Below are 18,755 nucleotides of genomic sequence, written 5' to 3' on the forward strand. Positions count from 1 at the left end.
CCTCGCGCGACGGCATTTGCTTGGGCTTGGCTGTTCATTCACCTTCCGAGTCGCCCGATCGTATTCTCGCAGCGGTGGGACTGCGCCTGATGTCGGTCGGCCTGTTTGCCGGCATGAACACCTGCATCAAATTGGCCGAGGGGCACGGCGCGGCGCTGGGCGAGATCCTGTTCTGGCGGCAATTCGGCGCGGCGGTGCTGGTCGGCGGCATCGTGCTGGCGGGCCCGGGCTGGCGCTCGGTCGCGACGACGCGGATGCCAGCGCATCTGCTGCGCGCGGCGCTGGGCCTGACCGCGATGGCCTTCACCTTCATGACGATCCTGGCGCTGCCGCTCGCCGAGGCGACGACGATCGGCTTCACCATGCCGATCTTTGCCACGATTTTGGGCGCGCTGGTGCTGGGCGAGCCAACCGGATGGCATCGCTGGCTTGCCGTGCTGGTCGGGTTCGCCGGGGTGGTGATCGTTGCGCAGCCGGGCGGCGGGGGCTTTCCGATCTGGGGCTCGGTGACCGGGCTGATCGCCGCTTTCCTCACCGCTGGCGTGTCGATCCTGCTGCGGCAGATCGGCAAGACCGAGGCGGCGATGACCACGGTCTTCTGGTTCTCGACACTGTCGGTGGTGCCGCTCGGGCTGATCTATATCTTTGTGGCGAAAGCGCATCCGGCCGAGACCTGGTCGTTCCTGATCGGCGTCGGCCTGCTCGGCGGCGCGGCGCAGCTCGCGATGACCTCGGCGCTCGGGCTTGGCCCGGTTTCCGTAGTCGTGCCGATGGATTATTCCTCGTTGATCTGGGCGACGCTGTTCGGCTGGCTGGTGTTCGACACCCTGCCCGGCCCCGCGACCTGGATCGGTGCGCCGATCATCGTCGGCAGCGGGCTGTATATCGTCTGGCGCGAACATGTCCGCCGCCAGACCGAAACGACTCAGGCGGTGATGGCCTAGGCGCGGCGGAACAGCAGCATCAGGTTGTTGGCGGGCATCTCGAACGTCCGCTCAAGCGCAAAACCCTGCGCCGCATCCGCCACCGCTTCGACCGAGCGAATTCCCCAAGCTGGATCGCGCGAACGCAGCGATTCGTCGAACGCGAGATTGCTTGGCGCGGTCGGCAGGCCGTCCTGCAGGAACGGGCCGTAGAGCATCAGCAGCGCGCCGGCATCGAGCACCCGCGCCGCCCCCGCCATCAAGCCGAGCGTCGCATCCCACGGGCTGATATGCACCATGTTGATGCACAGCACCGCATCCGCGCGGGCGATCGGCCACTCCGGCGCGGCGGCATCGAGCGCTATCGGCGGCGCGACATTGGCGCTCCCCTCGCACCACGCGGCGATTGAAAGCAGCGCGGACGGATCTGGGTCGCTCGGCTGCCACTCCAGCGCCGGAAGCTCACCCGCGAAATAGGCCGCGTGTTCGCCCGATCCACTGGCGATCTCCAGCACGGTCCCGGAGCGCGGCAGCGCCTCGCGCAAAACGTCCGCAATCACCATCCGATTGCGCAGCGTCGCGGGGGCATGTTTGCGCAGGCCCGCCGCCTCGCTCGCGATCCAGGGCGCCGGATCGACCACGCTCAGCCGCGCCCGCTCACGCGGCCTTCAGCAACCGCGTCGCGCGCAGGTACATCTCGAGCCGCTGCGCGCTGAACACGCCGAGCGACAGCGCCGCCAAGCCGTCGATCAACAGATTGATGTCGAGGTGCATCGCCCCACCCTCGGCCTGCGAAATCGTCTTGAGCGCGAACAGGATGGCGATGAACACGATCGCCCAGATAGATCCCTTCTGCATCAACTGCCCCGTTGCCGGGTCGCGCTCGATCCGCATCGTCTTGCCGCGCTGCCACCCGAGCGCCGCACCGATCACGAGCCCGAGCGCGGCGACGCCCCAGCCGAGCAGCGTCGGCGGGCGCTGCACGAAGATCGACGCGACGATGCCGCAATAGAGCGCCGGGATCATCCACAGCCGATCGGGGTTGAGCGGCCGCAACCGCATCAGCCGCGGTGCGCGGATCGCCATGACGACGCAGAAAATCGCCAGCGGAAAGAGGACCTGCATCCATCCGTGCGGCTGCGCGACTTGTGCGTGCATGGTCATCTCCCCCTGATCCCGGTGCCGCTGTATCGTGCTGCGACACCGGGGATCAAGCGAGGATCATTCGGCGGCTTGCGCCAGTTCCGGGTCTTTCCAGACCAGCACCGGCTTGCGCGCCGCCAGCGTCTCGTCGAGGCGGCTGCGCGGTGCGAAGTGTGGCGCGGATTTCAGGCTGACATCGCCCGCCTTGGCGCGCTCGGCCACCGAGCGCAGCGCGACGATGAACTGGTCGAGCGCCGCCTTCAATTCGGTCTCGGTCGGTTCGATCAGCATCGCGCCATGCACCACCAACGGGAAGTACATGGTCATCGGGTGGAAGCCCTCGTCGATCAGCCCCTTCGCCACGTCGATCGTCGAGAAGCCCTCGGCGAGATTGTCGTCGGAGAACAACGCCTCGTGCATGCACGGCCCGGAGTGCGCGAATGGCGCATCGAGCGTGCCCTCGAGCGAGCGCAGGATGTAGTTCGCGTTAAGCACCGCGTCTTCCGACACCTGCCGCAAACCGTCCGCACCGTGGCTGAGGATATAGGTCAGCGCGCGGGTGAACATGCCCATCTGGCCGTGGAACGCGGTCATCCGCCCGAACGTGTGCGGATGCTCGTCTCCAGCCGTTTCCTCTTCGACCAGCGCGATATGCCCGTCGGCCATCCGCGCGGTGAACGGCAGCGGGCCGAACGGCGACAGCGCCTCGGAAAGCACCACCGGACCCGACCCCGGCCCGCCACCGCCGTGCGGAGTCGAGAAGGTCTTGTGCAAGTTGATGTGCATCGCGTCGACGCCGAGGTCACCCGGCCGCACGCGCCCGACGATCGCGTTGAAGTTTGCGCCGTCGCAATAGACATAGCCGCCCGCCGCATGGACCGCGTCCGAGATCGCCTTCATGTCGCGTTCGAACAGGCCGCAGGTGTTGGGGTTGGTGATCATCACCGCCGCCACATCCGGCCCGAGCCGTGCCGTCAGCGCCGCCAGATCGACGCGGCCTTCCGCGGTCGCGGGGATATCCTCGACGGTGAAGCCCGCGAACGCCGCCGTCGCCGGGTTAGTGCCGTGCGCGCTTTCGGGCACGAGCACGACCTTGCGATGCCCCTCACCGCGCGCATCGAGCGCTGCCTTGATGCACAACATCCCGCACAATTCGCCATGCGCGCCCGCCTTCGGGCTCATCGCGACGCCGTGCATCCCGGTCAGCTTGATCAGCCACACCGCCAGTTCGTTGATGACGCCGAGCGCACCCTGCACCGTGTCGACCGGCTGCAACGGGTGGATGTCGGCAAAGCCCGGCAACCGCGCCATCTTTTCGTTGAGACGGGGGTTATGCTTCATCGTGCAGGAACCGAGCGGGAAGAAGCCCAGGTCGATCCCGTAATTCTGGCGCGACAGGCGGGTGTAATGGCGCACCGTCTCGGGCTCGGAGAGACCGGGCAAGCCGATCGGCGCGGTGCGGGCGAGCGCGCCCAACCGGGCGTTTGCCGCGACTGGCTCGGCGATATCGACGCCGGTGGTGCTCGAGTCGCCAATCTCGAAGATCAGCGCTTCCTCCAGCATCAACGCCTTGTTGCCGGTCGTCGTCGGAGCAGCCTTACCACCCGAAATCGGCGCTTCGGGGCGCCATCCGCTTGCATTGATGCTCATGCCAGAATCTCCTGAAGCGCGGTGGCAAGGGTTTCGACATCCTCCGCCGAGGTGGTTTCGGTGACCGCCACGACGAGGCCGTTGGCGAGAGCATCCTCGCCCGGATACAGCCGCCCGAGCGACACGCCGGCGAGAATGCCGCGGTCGGCCAAGGTGCGCACGACGGGCCGTGCTTCCTGCGACAGTTTCAGCGTGAATTCGTTGAAGAAACTCGTCGTGACCAGCTCGACGCCGGGCACCTGCGCCAGCCGCTCCGCCGCCGCAACCGCACCGGCATGGTTGACCGCCGCAAGCTTGCGCAACCCCGCCTCACCCAGCAACGTCATGTGGATCGAGAAGGCGAGCGCACACAGCCCCGAGTTGGTGCAGATGTTCGACGTCGCCTTCTCGCGCCGGATATGCTGCTCGCGCGTGCTTAGCGTGAGCACGAAGCCGCGGCGGCCATCGGCGTCGAGCGTCTCGCCGCACAGGCGCCCCGGCATCTGGCGGACATACTTCTCCTTGCAGCCGAACAGGCCAACATACGGCCCGCCGAATTGCAGCCCGACGCCGAGCGATTGCCCCTCGCCCACCACGATATCGGCATCCATCTCGCCCGGGGATTTGATCGCACCCAAAGCGACCGGCTCGGTCACCACCGCGATCAGCAACGCCTTTTGCGCGTGGCAGGCATCGGCCAGCGGCTTGAGGTCCGCGATGCGGCCGAGAATGTCGGGATATTGCACCACGACGCACGACGTATCCTTGTCGATCGCGGCAATCAGCGCGTCGAGATCGGTGTCGGGCCCAAGCGTCGGGACCGAAGTTTGCAGCGCATCCCCGGTAAACTTCGCCATCGTCTTGGCGACCGAGACGTAATGCGGGTGCAGGCCCGAGGACAGGATCGCCTTGCCGCGCTTGGTGATGCGCCGCGCCATGCCGATCGCTTCCCAGCAAGCGGTCGAGCCGTCGTACATCGACGCATTCGCCACATCGGTGCCGAGCAGCCGCGCGACTTGCGTCTGGAACTCGAACAGCATCTGCAGGGTCCCTTGCGCGATCTCCGGCTGATACGGCGTGTAGGCGGTCAAGAACTCGCCGCGCTGGATCAGATGATCGACCGAGGCCGGCACGTGATGCTTGTACGCGCCGCAGCCGAGGAAGAAGGGTGCCTCCCCTGCCGTCAAATTCTGCCGTGCGAGCTTGGTCATATGGCGTTCGACCGCCATTTCGCTGGCGTGCATCGGCAAATCATGGATCGGGCCGTCGAGCCGCGCGGTCTCCGGCACATCGATGAACAGGTCGTCGATCGTGGCGACACCGATCACGCCAAGCATGGCGTCGCGGTCGGGCTGGGTCAGGGGTAGGTAGCGCATTTCGAAAATCTCCGCCCTCCCGCTTGCGGGAGGGGCTGGGGGAGGGAATGTTGAAGGGTCGGTAGCCGGTTTTCGAAACAGCCCCTCCCCCAACCCCTCCCGCAAGCGGGAGGGGAGCAAGAACGCTAAAGCTTCGCGACGAACGCCTGGTACGCGATCTCGTCCATCAGCTCGTTGAGCTCGTCCGGATCGGACAGCGTCAGCTTGTAGAACCAGCCGTCGCCCTCGGGATCTTCATTGACCAGCCCAGGCGTGTCGCCGAGCGACGCATTGGCCTCGATCACGGTGCCCGACACCGGCGAATAGACGTCCGACGCAGCCTTGACCAATTCGACCACGGCGGCTTCGTCGCCCTTGGCCAGTTCCTTGCCTTCTTCGGGCACGTCGACGAACACGATGTCGCCAAGCTGCTCCTGCGCATATTCGGAAATGCCAACGATGCCGATGTCACCATCGACATCGACCCATTCATGATCTTCGGTGAAATAACGGCTCATTGTGCGCCTCCTGCACGGACGTAACGGTGGGGGATGAACGGCATCGCGGTGACGGTCGCGCTGTGGACCTTGCCGCGCTGCGAAAGCTGGATTGTGGTACCAGGCGTGGCGAGCGCGGTCGGCACATACGCCATGGCGATCGCGGCACCGACGCTCGGCGCGAAGCCGCCGCTAGTGACGCGACCGATCTCGACACCGGCCGCATCGACGACGCCAGCGCCCTCGCGCACCGGCTGGCGGCCCTCGATCAGCAAACCGACGCGCTTACGCTCGGCACCCGCAGCGCGTTCGGCCAGAATCGGCGTCGCGCCCATGAAGTCGCCCGCCTCGCGGCGGCGCTTCGACAGAGCGAAGCCGAGATCGGCCTGTACCGGCGTCGTCTCGGGGTCAAGATCGTGACCGTACAGCGGCAAGCCCGCCTCAAGCCGCAGCGAATCGCGCGCGCCAAGGCCGATCGGCTTCACCTCCGGCTGCGCAGTCAGCGCATCGGCAAGCGCTTCGACATGCTCGGCCGCGACCGAAATCTCGAAACCATCCTCGCCGGTATAGCCCGACCGGCTGATCCACAGCGGCACGCCGTTCCACTCGAACGCACCTGCGGTCATAAACACCAAACCGGCCACGCCCGGCACCAGCCGCGCCATCGCATCGATCGCCTTCGGCCCTTGCAACGCGAGCAAGGCCTGATCTTCCAGATGGTTGATCGCGATCCCGTCGGGCAGGAATTCGAGCAGATGCGCGATGTCGTCGATCTTGGTCGCGCCGTTAACGACCATATAGAATTGCGGGCTGTCGAGATCGGGCGTGTCGCCATCGAGCGGCGACCAGCCCGTCGGCTCCGTGACGCCTTCCTCTTCGAGCGCGGCAAACGGATGCACCAGCGGCAGGCGCGTCACCATCAAATCGTCGAGAATGCCGCCATTTTCGGCGAGCAGCAGCGAATAGCGCTGCTTGCCCTCGCCCAGCCCGGCAATATCGGCGGGAAGCAACGCCTCGAGCGCGGCGACGACATCGACCCGGCCCTCGGCGCGAAACACCAATTGCCCCATATGGCTGACGTCGAAAAGCCCAGCCGATTCGCGCACCCACAGATGCTCGGCCATGATGCCTTCGTATTGGACAGGCATATGATAGCCGGCGAATTCGACCATCCGCCCACCGCGCGCGCGGTGCCACGCGTCGAGCGGCAACCTCTCGATCGCGATTTCGTCGGCTTCTGCATTAAGAATTTCGGTGTCGCTCATGCAAAGGCCTTCCGTGGTGAGGTTCACGGCGCGGCATCACGCTCTTCACGTGCCTGCATCGCCGCCCCCTCTGTCACGGGAACCTGAGAGCTTTGACCGAGCGCACTCGGCTTACCCCTTCGGTGGCCCCCGCTCAGCGAGCGGGTGCGCTTTCCAGAGTGTCGTTAGCCCGCGCGGTCCGGTAGCCTGAGAGATTCCGGGGCGGTTGCTCCTTCGGCGGTTCCGGTTCCCCGGAACACTCTCCCGCGCGTGCCTATGCGAGTTGCCCCGCATCGACGCCCGGAGGTTTGACGCGGTGCAGCAAGCGAGTCAACGCCGCATTAGCGCGTAGCGTTATATTTCAGCTGGTCGGCGGTCAGCTGGAAACCGACCAGCGCCTCGAAGGTGGAACGCAGCACAGCAGCGCGGATTTCGGGGCGCGAGAGCGGATCGACCGCCGCTTCCTGATCGCCCGCCTTGCGCTTTTCGGTCAGTACCTTGCGTACTTCGGGCGACAGCGTCGCGGCAGCGCGCGATACGGTAGCGCTGCCGGTGCCCTGCACGCTGGCACGCGCCTGGCCAGGCTCGAAATGCAGCGTTGCACGCCCGATCCGCTTGGCGATGACGGCGCTGCCGCCCTGCACGACCGTGACGAAATACGGCAAGGTCACGTCGCGTGCGCCCTCGGTCCGCGTGCGACGCCCTTCGACCGAGAAGGTCACGGTCGTCAGAATGTCGTCTCCCGAATTGGTGCAGGTCGAGCGCAGCTTGGTCAGCACCGCCGTCACGTCGAGCGCGCTCGCGTCATGGCTGGTCGCCGGGTCGAACAGCGTGATGTCGCCGGTCGAGGCCGGAATTGCCACGGTCGGGCACGCGGTGCGCACGGCGGTGATGCCGCCGCTCTCGTCAAGGTCGCCCGTGGTCTTGCACGCACCCAGCAGGGAAGATGCCGCCAGCAGAAATGCCGAAGCGGCGATGGTCGATGTCCGGACTGTCACGGGGTTACGTACCTTGTCATGCAAAAGGGCTCTATCACGCACACGAAGCCACCCGGCTTTAGGATTTATCGCGCATACGCGGCCGCACCATAGGAAGCGGCTTTCGCGCACGCAAGCAATCGCGTAGAGCGGTCAGCGTGATGCCCACCCCTGAAAAGCCGCCCCTCGCCCTTATCATCGCCGCCCCGCGCGGTTTTTGCGCCGGTGTCGATCGGGCGATCCAGATCGTGGAACTCGCCATCGCGAAATTCGGCGCGCCAGTCTATGTGCGCCACGAAATCGTCCACAACCGCTTCGTCGTGGACATGCTGCGCGACAAGGGCGCGGTGTTCGTCGAGGAATTGGATGAAGTGCCCGATGGCGTGCCGGTGGTCTTCTCCGCGCACGGCGTGCCCAAGGCCGTGCCCGATAAAGCGACCGAGCGCGGCCTAGCCTTTTTCGACGCCACCTGTCCGCTGGTGTCCAAGGTCCATCGCGAGGCGGAGCGGCATGTCGAGGCGGGACGGCACATCGTCTTCGTTGGTCATATGGGCCATCCCGAGGTGATCGGCACCTTCGGCCAGGTACCCGAAGGCGCCATGTCGCTGGTCGAAACGGTCGAGGACGCCGAGTCCTTCGCTCCGGCTGACCCCGACAACCTCGCTTTCCTCACACAGACCACCCTGTCGATGGATGACACAGCCGACGTTGTTGCCGCCCTCAAGCGCCGTTTTCCGACAATTCAGGGGCCGCGCGGTGAAGACATTTGCTACGCCACCTCGAACCGCCAGAGCGCGGTCAAGGCTATCGCGCACGCGTGCGAGGCGCTGCTGGTGATCGGCGCACCCAATTCGTCCAATTCGGTGCGGCTGGTCGAAGTCGCCGAGCGCGAAGGAACGCGGGCCTGCCTGATCCAGCGTGCCGAGGAACTCGACTGGAGTTTTCTTAACGGTGTGACCACGCTTGGCATCACCGCAGGGGCCTCCGCGCCTGAGGTGCTGGTGCGCGAGCTGGTCGATCGCCTCGCCGAACGCTTCGACATCACCGAGCAGGAAGTCGAGACTAAGCGCGAGACGATCGCGTTCAAGCTGCCCCGCGGGCTCGAAATCGCCGCCTGAGCGATGGCCGTGTACACGCCCGTCTCGGCCGAGGTGCTGGCCGGTTTCCTCGCGCGCTACGATGTCGGCGATCTCGTCTCGGCAAAGGGCATTGCCGAGGGGGTGGAGAACACCAATTACCTGGTCGACACGACCAAGGGCCGCTTCATCCTGACGCTGTATGAGAAGCGCGTCGAGGGCGACGATCTGCCCTATTTCATGGCGCTGCTCGATCATCTCGCCGAACGCGGCTGCCCCGTCCCGCCCGCGATCAAGGACCGCGCGGGCGTCGCAATCCAGATGCTGGAGGGGCGCCCGGCCTGCCTGATCCAGTTCCTGCCCGGCGTTTCGGTCACCCACCCCTCGGCGGCGCAGGCGCTGGCAGCGGGTACGGCTTTGGGGGAGATGCACGCGGCGCTTGCCGATTTCCCGCTCGAACGCGCCAATTCGATGGGCTTTGCGACGTGGCAACCGCTGCTGAATCGATGCGGCAACGATCTAGACGCGATCGCGCCGGGCCTGCACCACGACCTTACGTTCGCGCTCGCCGATCTGGCCGCAACGTGGGAACGCGATCCCATCCCCCGCTCGACGATCCACGCCGATCTGTTCCCGGACAACGTGCTGATGCGCGGCGACACGGTCGGCGGTCTGATCGATTTCTACTTCGCCTGCACCGACATTCGCGTCTATGATCTCGCGGTGACGCACGCCGCCTGGTCGTTCGATCCGACCGGCGAGACCTTCGATGCCGCGGTCGGTGATGCGCTGATCGCCGGATACGAACGCAGCTTTCCCTTGTCCGACGCGGAACGCAGCGCCTTCAACGATCTCGCGGTTGGCGCGTGCATCCGCTTCACACTGTCGCGCGCCTGGGACTGGCTCAATACGCCCGCCGATGCGCTGGTGACGCGCAAGGACCCGCTCGCCTTCTGGCGGCGCGTCAAAGTCTATGACCCCGACCTCGCTACGCAGTTGAAAACGCTATCATGACCGAACTGACCAAGGTGGAAATCGCCACCGACGGCGCCTGCAAGGGCAACCCCGGCCCCGGCGGCTGGGGCGCGCTAATCCGGTCGGGCGCGACGGAAAAGGAACTGTCGGGCGGCGAGGCGCTAACGACCAACAATCGCATGGAACTGACCGCAGCGATCGAAGGGCTGAACGCGCTGAAACGCCCATGCCACGTCATTCTGTCGACCGACAGCCGCTACGTCATGGACGGGCTGACCAAGTGGATCAAAGGCTGGCAGAAAAACGGTTGGAAAACCGCCGCAAAGCAGCCGGTCAAGAATGCCGACCTGTGGCAAGCGCTGCTTGCTGCCGCGAAACCGCACCGGATCGAATGGGTGTGGGTCAAGGGCCATGCCGGCCACCCCGACAACGAACGCGCAGACACGCTGGCGAGCGATGCCGCGGTGGCCGCAGGGCGGCGGCGTTAAGCCTCTTCGACCGGCGCGCCGGGACCGTTCTTCAGAACCAACTCGATCGCATTCTTCGCGCCAGCCTTGCTGGAATAGCCTTCGGTCCAGAAGATCACTTCGCTATTGTATTTGAACTTGGCGACATATTCGCCCGCCTTGTTCTGCTCGATCACGAATTTATGTGCCATTCGAACCTCCCGCGTTGTTGGGTGACGAGAGGTTAGCGCTGGCGCGCGCGTTACGCCAGCGCGCGAAAACGCCCGGGCGCGTAGCGTGCCGGATCGATCGCAGCGACGCTCGCATCGGGAGCCAGACCCAAGAGCACCGCCGCGGCGAGGGCTGCGGCGGCGGGCGCGGTCTGGATGCCGAAACCGCCCTGCCCCGCACACCAGAAAAACCCGGGCGAATCGGGCGCGAAGCCGTACACCGGCAGCCGGTCGGGCGCGAAGCTGCGCAAGCCCGCCCAACGGCGCTCCAGCTTGGTGATGCGCCAATCGACGACATTCTCAAACCGGTCGATCGCTGTCGCGACATCGATTTCCTCGGGCTGAACGTCACCCGGATCGACCTTGGTCTCATCATGCGGGCTGAGCCACAGCCGCCCGCCCGCCTCTGGCTTGAAATAGAAATTGCCCGCAATGTCCGCGATATGCGGCATCGCCGCGGGCGGGGCAGGATCGGTCAACAGTTGCACGACGGTACGGCGATAGGCGGTGATGCCGATCGGCGCGACATCGGCGCGGCGCGCGACCTCGTCCGCCCAGGCACCTGCTGCATTGACGAGGATCGTTGCCGAAACCGCTCCCGCGCCAGTCGTGATCTGCCAGCGATCATCACCATGCGACGCCGCCTGCAACGGCGCGGACAACATCAGTGTCGCCCCGGCGCGCCGCGCATCGGCCAGGTGTCGCGCGTGCAGCCCCGCCACGTCGATGTATGTGCTGCTCCGTTCGAAGACGCCAAGCGTCCATTCTGCGCGCAGGCCAGGGATGAAGTCGCGCGGGTCAGCGACCTCCAGCGCGACGCCAGATCCCGCGAACTCAGCGAGAAACGCGGCGATCATCGCCTCGTCTTCAGCCCGCCCGATATGGAGCGAGCCAAGGTCCTCCAGAAACCCACCGTCCCGCAGCGCTGGACCCGATGCGGTGGTCAGCGGCTGCACGCCCGGCCCGCCATAGCTTTCGGACCAGAATGCCGCCGATCGGCCGGTCGCATGATAGCCCGGCAGATCCTCCGCCTCGAGCAGCACGACCGATGCGTGCGGCGCGACCGCCGCCGCCAAACTCGCGCCCGCCATGCCCGCCCCGACAATAGCGATATCGTAACGCGTCATCATGCTCTCCCGGGCGCGCGAGCGGACAGGAAAGCGTCGATTTCACCGATCGCGCGCCCCCGCACCGCATCCACTTCGCGCAGCACTTCATGCGCCAACTCGCGCCCGAAACGGACGGTCTGCGCATCGGGCAGCTTTGCCGCCACCTGATACGCCGCCTTGGGCGAGACGAGCTTGTCGCAATCGGCAACCAACATCAGGATTGGCACCGACAGCGTCTTCAAGCGCGGATCCTCGCGCAGCATCCGGGTCGACCGGAATGCCTCCGCCACCCAACGCCAACTCGGCGGGCCGAGCAGCAATTCGGCCTTGGACGATTGCCAGAAAAGTTCGTCGGCGTAGCGCTCGGGGTCGTGCGTCAGCAGCGCTTGCCGCGTCTCGGTCGCGCCGGGTTTTTCATTCCCGCGCCACGCGCGACGCGCCGGGTTTCCGATCGCCGCCAGCGCGCCCGTCAACCGCTCGCCCAGCATCCAGCCGAGCGGGCTATGCAGCCCCAGCATCGGCGCGACCAACACTGCCGCATCTGGCGCTGCGGCGCCCTCGACCAGCCCCCGCAACGCCAGGTGCCCGCCCATCGAATGGCTGAGGATGACATGCGGGCCGGGGCCCTCGGTCACCCAATGCGCCCAAAAGTCTCGGAAATCGTCGATGTAGAGCTTGAAGTCCTCGACATGGCCGACATGCGGATCGGGCGACAAGCGTCCCGATCCGCCCTGCCCGCGCCAATCGAACGAGGTGATCGACCAGCCTTGCGCATGCCAGTGCGCAAAGGCCTCGAGATACTTCTCGAAGATATCCCCGCGCCCGCCCAGGAACAGCATCCGCCCGCGCACGCGGCGCTGCACCGGCCAGTCGAAGCGCCGCAAGGCCCAGCCGTCGCGTGCCGTCCAGCGCGTGATCCGCGCGGCCGCGGGAATAGCGCGGCGATAGAGTTGCGGGGAGACCATCTGGTGTGGTTACGTTTTAGAAAGGCATGACGTCTAGGCTTTTCCCTCATGGGTGGGCCTTCCTTTTCCGCAGTTTTGCTTGTCGTCCTGGCGGCCGTGCTCGTTTCGGCAGGCATTCAGGACGCACGCACACGCGAAATCGCCAATTGGAAGAACGCCGCCATCGCGCTCCTGGCACCGCTCTGGTGGTGGGCGACCGGCCTCGCGCTGTGGCCCGACATCGCGATGCAGATCGGCCTCGCGCTCATTGTCTTCGGCATGTTCGTCGCCGCGTTTCAGTTCGGCTGGATGGGCGGGGGCGACGTCAAGATGATCGGCGCGCTGGCGTTGTGGCTGCCGCTGGTGCCGCTGATGTGGATGCTGATTGTCATGTCGCTGATCGGTGGTGCGCTCACGATGCTGCTGCTGATCGAGCGCGCGGCCCGGCACCGCACCGGGCAGATCGAGGTGCCGTACGGCGTGGCGATCGCCATCGCCGCGCTGATCGCTTTGCGTGAACCGCTTTTTAACCACTTTGGTGTGAATGCTTAACGCGGGTTCAATCACCCGCGTCCGAAAGGTCTGAAATGGATAGTCGCAAGGTCATATTGCTGGTGGGTGCGCTGATCGTCGCGGCGATCACGGCGTTCATGGCGCGCTCGCTGATCGTGGGCAGTGCCGCACCGCAGGCAGTCGCGGCGACGGCCGCAGCCCCGCAGGTAACGGGCCCCGAAGTGCTGGTCGCGACCAAGGCGCTGCCCGTGGGCACGATCCTTGATGCCACCTCGCTGCGCTATCAGCCGTGGCCGAAGGACCTGGTCGAGAACGTCTATTTCATCAAGAAGCCCGGCTTCGATCCGAAGTCGCTCGCCGGCACCGTCGTGCGCAACGCGATCACTGCTGGTCAACCGATCACCAATGGCTCGCTGGTCAAGCCCGGCGACCGTGGGTTCCTGGCCGCGGCCCTTGGGCCGGGGATGCGCGCCGTGACGGTGCCCGTGCAGACGCAGACGAGCGTCGCCGGCTTCGTGTTCCCGGGCGACCGAATCGACCTGATCCTGACGCAGACCGTGCCCGGGGGCGGCGACGGCCCGCCACTCAAGGCGGCCGAGACGATCATGCGCAACCTGCGCGTCCTGGCGACCGACCAGCGCACCGACAATGGCGTCGGCGAAGACGGCAAGGCCGTGGTCCGTACCTTTTCGAACGTGACGATCGAGGCGACGCCGAAGATCGCGGAGCAGATTGCCGTCGCTCAGACGCTCGGCTCGCTGTCGCTGTCGCTGCGCTCGATCGCCGACAATAGCAGCGAACTCGAACAGGCGATCGCCAGTGGCGACGTCAGCATGCCGGACGATCCCAAGGCCGAGAAGGCAATGCTGACTCGCATTTCCAGCACGCCATCGACGGGCGCATCCACCATGGCGACCGGTGCGGATGTATCGCGCTTTCAGCGCCGCACCGTGCCCGGCAAGGCTTCGGACAACGGCCCGGGCGGCGCGCCTGCTGCTGGCGGCGGCGGCTTTCCGGGCGCTGCGGTCAACACCGGTCCGGTGGTTCATATCGCACGAGGAAATGCGGTGACGGAAGTCGCCGTTGGGGGGAAGAAATAGATGCGTAGCGTGTCCATCTCGCTCGGCGGGGCGATTGCCGTCGCGCTCGTGGCGACAAGCGTTGCGGTCGTGCCCGTCGCGGCCCCGGCCCAGACCGTCAGCTCGAGCTCGGTCCTGCAAGTCAACACCGGTCGCGGCCGCCTGGTCACGCTGACCCGGCCGATGAGTGACGTGTTCGTTGCCGACGACAAGATCGCGGACGTGCAAGTTCGTTCGCCGACGCAGCTCTATGTCTTCGGCAAGACCGCTGGCGAAACGACGGTCTCAGTCACGAACAAGGCGGGTGCGGTGGTTTATTCGGCCACCGTCCGCGTCGGCAACAATTTCGATTCGATCCAGCAGATGCTGTCGATGGCGATGCCCGACGCGAAGATTGTCGCGACTCCGATGAACGGGCTCGTTCTACTGACCGGCACGGTGAAGGCACCGGAAGACAGCGCCGAAGCCACGCGACTGGTTCAGGCCTATGTCGGCGAGAACACCAAGGTGCTCTCGCGCTTGGGGACGGCGACGCCGCTGCAGGTCAATCTGCAGGTGCGCATTGCCGAGGTCAGCCGCAGCTTCGTCAAGAATATCGGCGTCAACCTGCAGACCTTCAACAGCAGCGGCGGGTTCAACTTCGGCGTGGCGCAGGGACGCGCGACGACGCAATATGCCCCGAAAGGTCCGCTGTTCACCGGTGGGACCGTGGCGAGCGATGGCACCAGCTTGTTGACTGGCATTGCCAACGGCACGACGCTTGGCGCGGCGGGCAAAATTTTCGGCCTCGATGTGCTATCGTCGCTCGATCTGGGCGAGCGCGATGGCGAGGTTTCGACGCTTGCCAACCCGAACATCACCGTCATTTCCGGCGAAACCGGTTCGTTCCTGGCCGGCGGCGAAATCCCGATCCCGATTAGTCAGGGCCTCGGCGCCGTGTCGGTCGAGTATAAGCAATATGGCGTCAGCCTCTCCTACACCCCGACGGTGCTGGCCGATGGACGCATTTCGATGCGCGTCCGCCCGGAAGTGTCGCAGCTCTCGTCGGACGGTGCGGTAACGATCGCCGGGACGACCATCCCTGCGCTCAGCACGCGGCGGGTGGAAACGACGGTCGAACTCGGTTCCGGCCAGAGCATGATGATCGGCGGGCTGCTGTCGAACAGCCACAACAATTCGATCACCAAGGCACCCGGTCTGGGCGACGTACCCGTGCTCGGTGCGCTGTTCCGCTCGAACGCGTTTCAGCGGAACGAGACCGAGCTGGTCGTCGTGATCACGCCGTATCTCGTCAAGCCGACCAATGCGAACGACATCGCGCTGCCGACCGATGGCTTGAAATCGCCGACCGATCTCGGCCGCGTGTTCCTCGGCCAGTTGAGCAACGGCACCACCGGTGGGGACCGACCCAAGCCGTCGCTCGCCCCGCGCAGCACGGCGCAGCCGACCTTCGGCGCGGCGTCGCCGGCACCGGTCGTCCCGACTGCGCCTGAACCCGCGCCAACGCCGCAGCGCCGCGAAGAACCGATCTCGGCCGCACCGGCCCCGGCCGTGCCCCCCAAGAAGGGCAGCGCCGCCGCGCCCGGTTTCAGCCTCAATTAAGCCCCGCAAGGACTAGACCATGTACAAACGTACACTTCTGATCGCGACCGGCCTGGCCCCTGCCCTGCTGATCGGCGCGTGCACCACCGTCGGGCCGGGTTCGGGCACGGAGAATCGCGGGCTCGAATCGGTTCACCAGCCCGTCGTCAGCCGCAACGATTATGCGCTCGACGTCGCGACCAGCGGCAACGGCCTAGCGCCGGGTGAGGAACAGCGGCTGGCAGGATGGATGGGCTCGCTGCGCCTCGGCTATGGCGATCAAGTCGCGATCGACGATCCCAACCCGAATGGCAGCGGCGTGCGCGACGATGTTGCGCGCGAGGTCGCCCGCTACGGCCTGCTTGTGTCGGACGAAGCGCCGCTGACCAACGCGCCCGTCGTTCCTGGCACGGTCCGCGTCGTGGTCAGCCGGATGAAGGCCAGCGTCCCGAGCTGCCCCGATTTCAGCCGCGTTCGTGGTCCCGATTTCGAAGGGCATACCGGATCGAACCAAGGCTGCGCGATCAATACCAATCTTGCCGCGATGGTCGCCAACCCGACCGATCTGGTCCGGGGGCAGACCGGCAACGGCATTACCGACACCGCAACATCCGGCAAAGCGATCGATATGTATCGCAAGGCAACGCCGACCGGGGCCGGTGGCGCGACGGTCAAGGCTGAGAGCTCGAAAGGCGGCAACTGATGAACGCACCCTTCAATCCGGGGCGGATCGGTCTGCGCGACCCGTTTACCGCCTTTGTCTGCGACGAAACCACCGCGGAAACGCTGCGCCCGATCGCGGTCGAGATGGGCTGGGCGCCGGAAAAGGTGAACAAGGGCGGCCTGCGCAACGCGGTGCAATCGCTCTCGGTCTCCGCTTCGCCGCAAATCCTGTTCGTCGATCTGTCGGAAAGCGGCGACCCGCTGAACGACATCAACGCGCTGGCCGAGGTGTGCGAGCCGGGAACGGTCGTGATTGCGGCGGGCCAGGTCAACGACGTGCGGCTGTACCGCGATCTCGTGGTCAGCGGCATTCAGGATTATCTGCTCAAGCCGCTCAACCCCGACATGCTGCGCGAGGCTTTCACCAATGCGCAAGCGATCCTCAATGCGCCCAAAGCGGTTGAGGCCGGGACCGACCGTCCGCACATCTCCACCGCCTTCATCGGCGCGCGTGGCGGCGTGGGCGCATCGACGATCGCCACGTCCGTCGCCTGGGTGCTGAGCGAGAAAGGCGCGCGGACGACCGCGCTGCTCGATCTCGACGTCCATTTCGGCACGGGCGCGCTGTCGCTCGATCTGGAGCCGGGCCGCGGACTGACCGATGCGATCGAAAACCCCAGCCGCATCGACGGGCTGTTCATCGAACGCGCGATGGTGAAATCGAGCGAGCGCCTGTCGGTGCTATCGGCCGAGGCACCGATCAACTCGCCGGTGCTGACAGACGGTGCCGCCTTCTACCAATTGCAGGAGGAAATGCGCGCCGCGTTCGAATGCACCGTGGTCGATCTGCCGCGCGGAATGCTGGTGCAGCATCCGCACCTGATCAGCGATATTCAGGTCGCGGTGATCGTGACGGAACTCACCCTCGCCGCTGCGCGCGACACGATCCGATTGCTGTCCTGGATGAAGTCGAACGCACCGCAGACGCAAGTCGTGGTGGTTGCCAACCGCGTCCATCCGGCCGCCGTGCTGGAAATCAGCCGCAAGGATTTCGAAGGCTCGATCGAACGCCGCATCGATTTCATGGTCAATTTCGACCAGAAGCTCGCCGCGCAATCGGCCAAGCTGGGCAAGCCGTTCGCCGAAGCAGGCAAGGGCAACAAGACGATCGCGCCGCTGGTCGATCTCGCCACCAAGTTGATGGCGGTCGGCAATTCGGCGGAGTCGATCGACAGCAACACGCCCGGCGCAAAGAAGAAGCCCGCCGGAAAGGGCACGTCGTTGATGGGCAAGTTCGACTTCAAGTCGATGATTGCCCGCCCTTCCAAAAAGAAATGAGCCGCCTGGGCGGGGCCGTAAACCCCGTCGTAACGAAACGGAGCGCCAGATAGGCCTGTGGAACTGATACCGGTCCTTTCGCTGGGTGTGGGTGCGTTCATCGTGCTCGTGCTGATGGCCGTCGCGTTCAGCGGCCCCAACGCCGCAAAGGCGAGCACGCGCCGTCTGGGCGCGGTGCGCGCACGCCACAATGAATCGGCCAACGCGCTCGTCGATGCGCAGATGAAGCGGATTGCGGCTGCCCGGAGCAACAAGATGGACGCCGCCGCGATGCGCTTCATGCCGCGTCCCGCGGTGCTGAAGAAGCGTCTGGCGATGACCGGCAAGCCGTGGACGGTCGGTCAGTACGGCATGGCGACCCTTGGTCTCGTTACGGTCGTATCGTTGATGCTGATCTTCGCCGGATTGCCGATCCTGCTCGCCTTGTTGGTCGGCGTGGTAGTTGGCGCCGGCATTCCGCACATGGCGGTTGGCTTTTTCATCAAGCGCCGCATCGCGCAGTTCAATGCGAAGTTTCCTGACGCGATCGAGTTGTTGGTGCGCGGCCTGCGCTCCGGCCTGCCCATCACCGAGACGATTGCCGTCGTTGGTGCGGAGCTCGATGGACCGGTCGGCGTCGAGTTCAAGTCAATCACCGACAAGATGAAAATCGGCCGCACCATGGATGCCGCCCTTCAGGAAACCGCCGACCGGCTCGGCACGCCCGAATTCCAGTTCTTCGTCATCACCTGTGCGATCCAGCGCGAGACCGGCGGCAACCTGGCCGAAACGCTCGCCAATCTCGCGACCGTGCTGCGCATGCGCGGGCAGATGAAGCTGAAGATCAAGGCGATGTCGTCCGAATCCAAGGCCTCCGCCTATATCGTCGGGTCGCTGCCGTTCATCGTGTTCGGCATGATTTGGATGATCAATGGCAGCTACATGCAGAACTTCTTCATCGATCAGCGGCTGATGGTCGCCGGTGCCGGTGGGCTGCTGTGGATGGGCATCGGCGCGTTCATCATGGCCAAGATGGTCAATTTCGAGATCTGAT

General features: G+C 65.6%; 20 protein-coding genes and 1 riboswitch. Of the genes, 10 read left to right on the forward strand and 10 right to left on the reverse strand.

Going from position 1 to position 18,755, the window contains the following annotated elements; genetic code table 11:
* Window positions 1-89 precede the first annotated feature (89 nt).
* Window positions 90-944 carry a DMT family transporter gene (locus tag AB5I39_RS02685; RefSeq protein WP_404373974.1) on the forward strand — a complete coding sequence of 285 codons (855 nt, stop codon included), beginning with the start codon at window positions 90-92 and terminating at the stop codon, window positions 942-944.
* Here the strand turns inward: AB5I39_RS02685 and AB5I39_RS02690 are convergent.
* The 7 genes from AB5I39_RS02690 to AB5I39_RS02720 all read right to left on the reverse strand — a co-directional run bounded on the left by AB5I39_RS02690 (window position 941) and on the right by AB5I39_RS02720 (window position 7,789).
* A complete protein-coding gene (locus AB5I39_RS02690; protein WP_404370811.1) occupies window positions 941-1,564 on the reverse strand; it encodes a DUF938 domain-containing protein in 624 nt (207 codons plus the stop codon). The two genes, AB5I39_RS02685 and AB5I39_RS02690, sit on opposite strands and share 4 nt — an antisense overlap.
* Before the next feature lie 16 nt (window positions 1,565-1,580).
* The gene (locus AB5I39_RS02695; RefSeq protein ID WP_404370814.1) at window positions 1,581-2,081 is read right to left on the reverse strand and encodes a DUF1453 domain-containing protein; all 501 of its coding nucleotides are present in this window, start codon (window positions 2,079-2,081) and stop codon (window positions 1,581-1,583) included.
* 63 nt (window positions 2,082-2,144) lie between these two features.
* Complete coding sequence (gene gcvPB, locus AB5I39_RS02700) at window positions 2,145-3,716, reverse strand: aminomethyl-transferring glycine dehydrogenase subunit GcvPB (protein ID WP_404370817.1); 1,572 nt, start codon at window positions 3,714-3,716, stop codon at window positions 2,145-2,147.
* Window positions 3,713-5,071, reverse strand: a complete 1,359-nt coding sequence (gene gcvPA, locus AB5I39_RS02705; protein ID WP_404370819.1) for an aminomethyl-transferring glycine dehydrogenase subunit GcvPA — start codon at window positions 5,069-5,071, stop codon at window positions 3,713-3,715. The genes gcvPB and gcvPA overlap by 4 nt, the downstream gene beginning before the upstream one ends.
* Window positions 5,072-5,196: 125 nt before the next feature.
* Window positions 5,197-5,568, reverse strand: a complete 372-nt coding sequence (gcvH, locus tag AB5I39_RS02710) for a glycine cleavage system protein GcvH (protein WP_404370822.1) — start codon at window positions 5,566-5,568, stop codon at window positions 5,197-5,199.
* Window positions 5,565-6,812, reverse strand: coding sequence for a glycine cleavage system aminomethyltransferase GcvT (gcvT, locus tag AB5I39_RS02715; RefSeq protein WP_404370825.1), 1,248 nt, complete (start codon window positions 6,810-6,812; stop codon window positions 5,565-5,567). The genes gcvH and gcvT overlap by 4 nt, the downstream gene beginning before the upstream one ends.
* Window positions 6,813-6,976: 164 nt before the next feature.
* Window positions 6,977-7,068, reverse strand: a riboswitch (glycine riboswitch).
* 64 nt (window positions 7,069-7,132) lie between these two features.
* A complete protein-coding gene (locus AB5I39_RS02720; RefSeq protein WP_404370828.1) occupies window positions 7,133-7,789 on the reverse strand; it encodes a hypothetical protein in 657 nt (218 codons plus the stop codon).
* Between the two features lie 140 nt (window positions 7,790-7,929).
* Between AB5I39_RS02720 and ispH the strand changes: the two genes are divergently transcribed.
* Genes ispH through rnhA form a run of 3 tightly spaced genes read left to right on the forward strand, consistent with a single transcriptional unit; the run spans window position 7,930 to window position 10,307 of the window.
* Window positions 7,930-8,886 (forward strand): 4-hydroxy-3-methylbut-2-enyl diphosphate reductase, encoded by a 957-nt coding sequence (gene ispH, locus AB5I39_RS02725; protein ID WP_404370831.1) that lies wholly within the window; start codon window positions 7,930-7,932, stop codon window positions 8,884-8,886.
* A gap of 3 nt (window positions 8,887-8,889) precedes the next feature.
* Window positions 8,890-9,858, forward strand: a complete 969-nt coding sequence (gene thrB / locus AB5I39_RS02730; protein WP_404370834.1) for a homoserine kinase — start codon at window positions 8,890-8,892, stop codon at window positions 9,856-9,858.
* A complete protein-coding gene (gene rnhA / locus AB5I39_RS02735; protein ID WP_404370837.1) occupies window positions 9,855-10,307 on the forward strand; it encodes a ribonuclease HI in 453 nt (150 codons plus the stop codon). The genes thrB and rnhA overlap by 4 nt, the downstream gene beginning before the upstream one ends.
* Here rnhA and AB5I39_RS02740 read toward each other — a convergent pair.
* Genes AB5I39_RS02740 through AB5I39_RS02750 form a run of 3 tightly spaced genes read right to left on the reverse strand, consistent with a single transcriptional unit; the run spans window position 10,304 to window position 12,569 of the window.
* Complete coding sequence (locus AB5I39_RS02740; RefSeq protein WP_404370840.1) at window positions 10,304-10,477, reverse strand: YegP family protein; 174 nt, start codon at window positions 10,475-10,477, stop codon at window positions 10,304-10,306. The genes rnhA and AB5I39_RS02740 overlap by 4 nt on opposite strands.
* Before the next feature lie 50 nt (window positions 10,478-10,527).
* A complete protein-coding gene (locus tag AB5I39_RS02745) occupies window positions 10,528-11,622 on the reverse strand; it encodes an NAD(P)/FAD-dependent oxidoreductase (RefSeq protein WP_404370843.1) in 1,095 nt (364 codons plus the stop codon).
* Window positions 11,622-12,569 carry an alpha/beta fold hydrolase gene (locus AB5I39_RS02750; RefSeq protein WP_404370845.1) on the reverse strand — a complete coding sequence of 316 codons (948 nt, stop codon included), beginning with the start codon at window positions 12,567-12,569 and terminating at the stop codon, window positions 11,622-11,624. Before AB5I39_RS02750 ends, AB5I39_RS02745 begins: the two co-directional genes overlap by 1 nt.
* A gap of 48 nt (window positions 12,570-12,617) precedes the next feature.
* Here AB5I39_RS02750 and AB5I39_RS02755 point away from each other — a divergent pair, with 48 nt between their 5' ends.
* From AB5I39_RS02755 to AB5I39_RS02780, 6 genes are read left to right on the forward strand one after another with little or no spacing between them, the layout of a single operon-like run.
* Window positions 12,618-13,100 carry a prepilin peptidase gene (locus AB5I39_RS02755; protein WP_404370848.1) on the forward strand — a complete coding sequence of 161 codons (483 nt, stop codon included), beginning with the start codon at window positions 12,618-12,620 and terminating at the stop codon, window positions 13,098-13,100.
* A 35-nt stretch (window positions 13,101-13,135) separates the two neighbouring features.
* A complete protein-coding gene (cpaB, locus tag AB5I39_RS02760) occupies window positions 13,136-14,161 on the forward strand; it encodes a Flp pilus assembly protein CpaB (protein WP_404370851.1) in 1,026 nt (341 codons plus the stop codon).
* The gene (locus AB5I39_RS02765) at window positions 14,162-15,742 is read left to right on the forward strand and encodes a type II and III secretion system protein family protein (protein ID WP_404370853.1); all 1,581 of its coding nucleotides are present in this window, start codon (window positions 14,162-14,164) and stop codon (window positions 15,740-15,742) included.
* A 19-nt stretch (window positions 15,743-15,761) separates the two neighbouring features.
* On the forward strand, window positions 15,762-16,424 hold the full coding sequence (locus AB5I39_RS02770) for a CpaD family pilus assembly protein (protein WP_404370855.1): 663 nt from the start codon (window positions 15,762-15,764) through the stop codon (window positions 16,422-16,424).
* On the forward strand, window positions 16,424-17,722 hold the full coding sequence (locus AB5I39_RS02775) for a pilus assembly protein CpaE (protein WP_404370857.1): 1,299 nt from the start codon (window positions 16,424-16,426) through the stop codon (window positions 17,720-17,722). Before AB5I39_RS02770 ends, AB5I39_RS02775 begins: the two co-directional genes overlap by 1 nt.
* 57 nt (window positions 17,723-17,779) lie before the next feature.
* Complete coding sequence (locus AB5I39_RS02780) at window positions 17,780-18,754, forward strand: type II secretion system F family protein (RefSeq protein ID WP_404370860.1); 975 nt, start codon at window positions 17,780-17,782, stop codon at window positions 18,752-18,754.
* Window position 18,755 lies beyond the last annotated feature (1 nt).

Source organism: Sphingomonas sp. MMS24-J45 (genome assembly GCF_044881195.1).
GTDB lineage: Bacteria > Pseudomonadota > Alphaproteobacteria > Sphingomonadales > Sphingomonadaceae > Sphingomonas.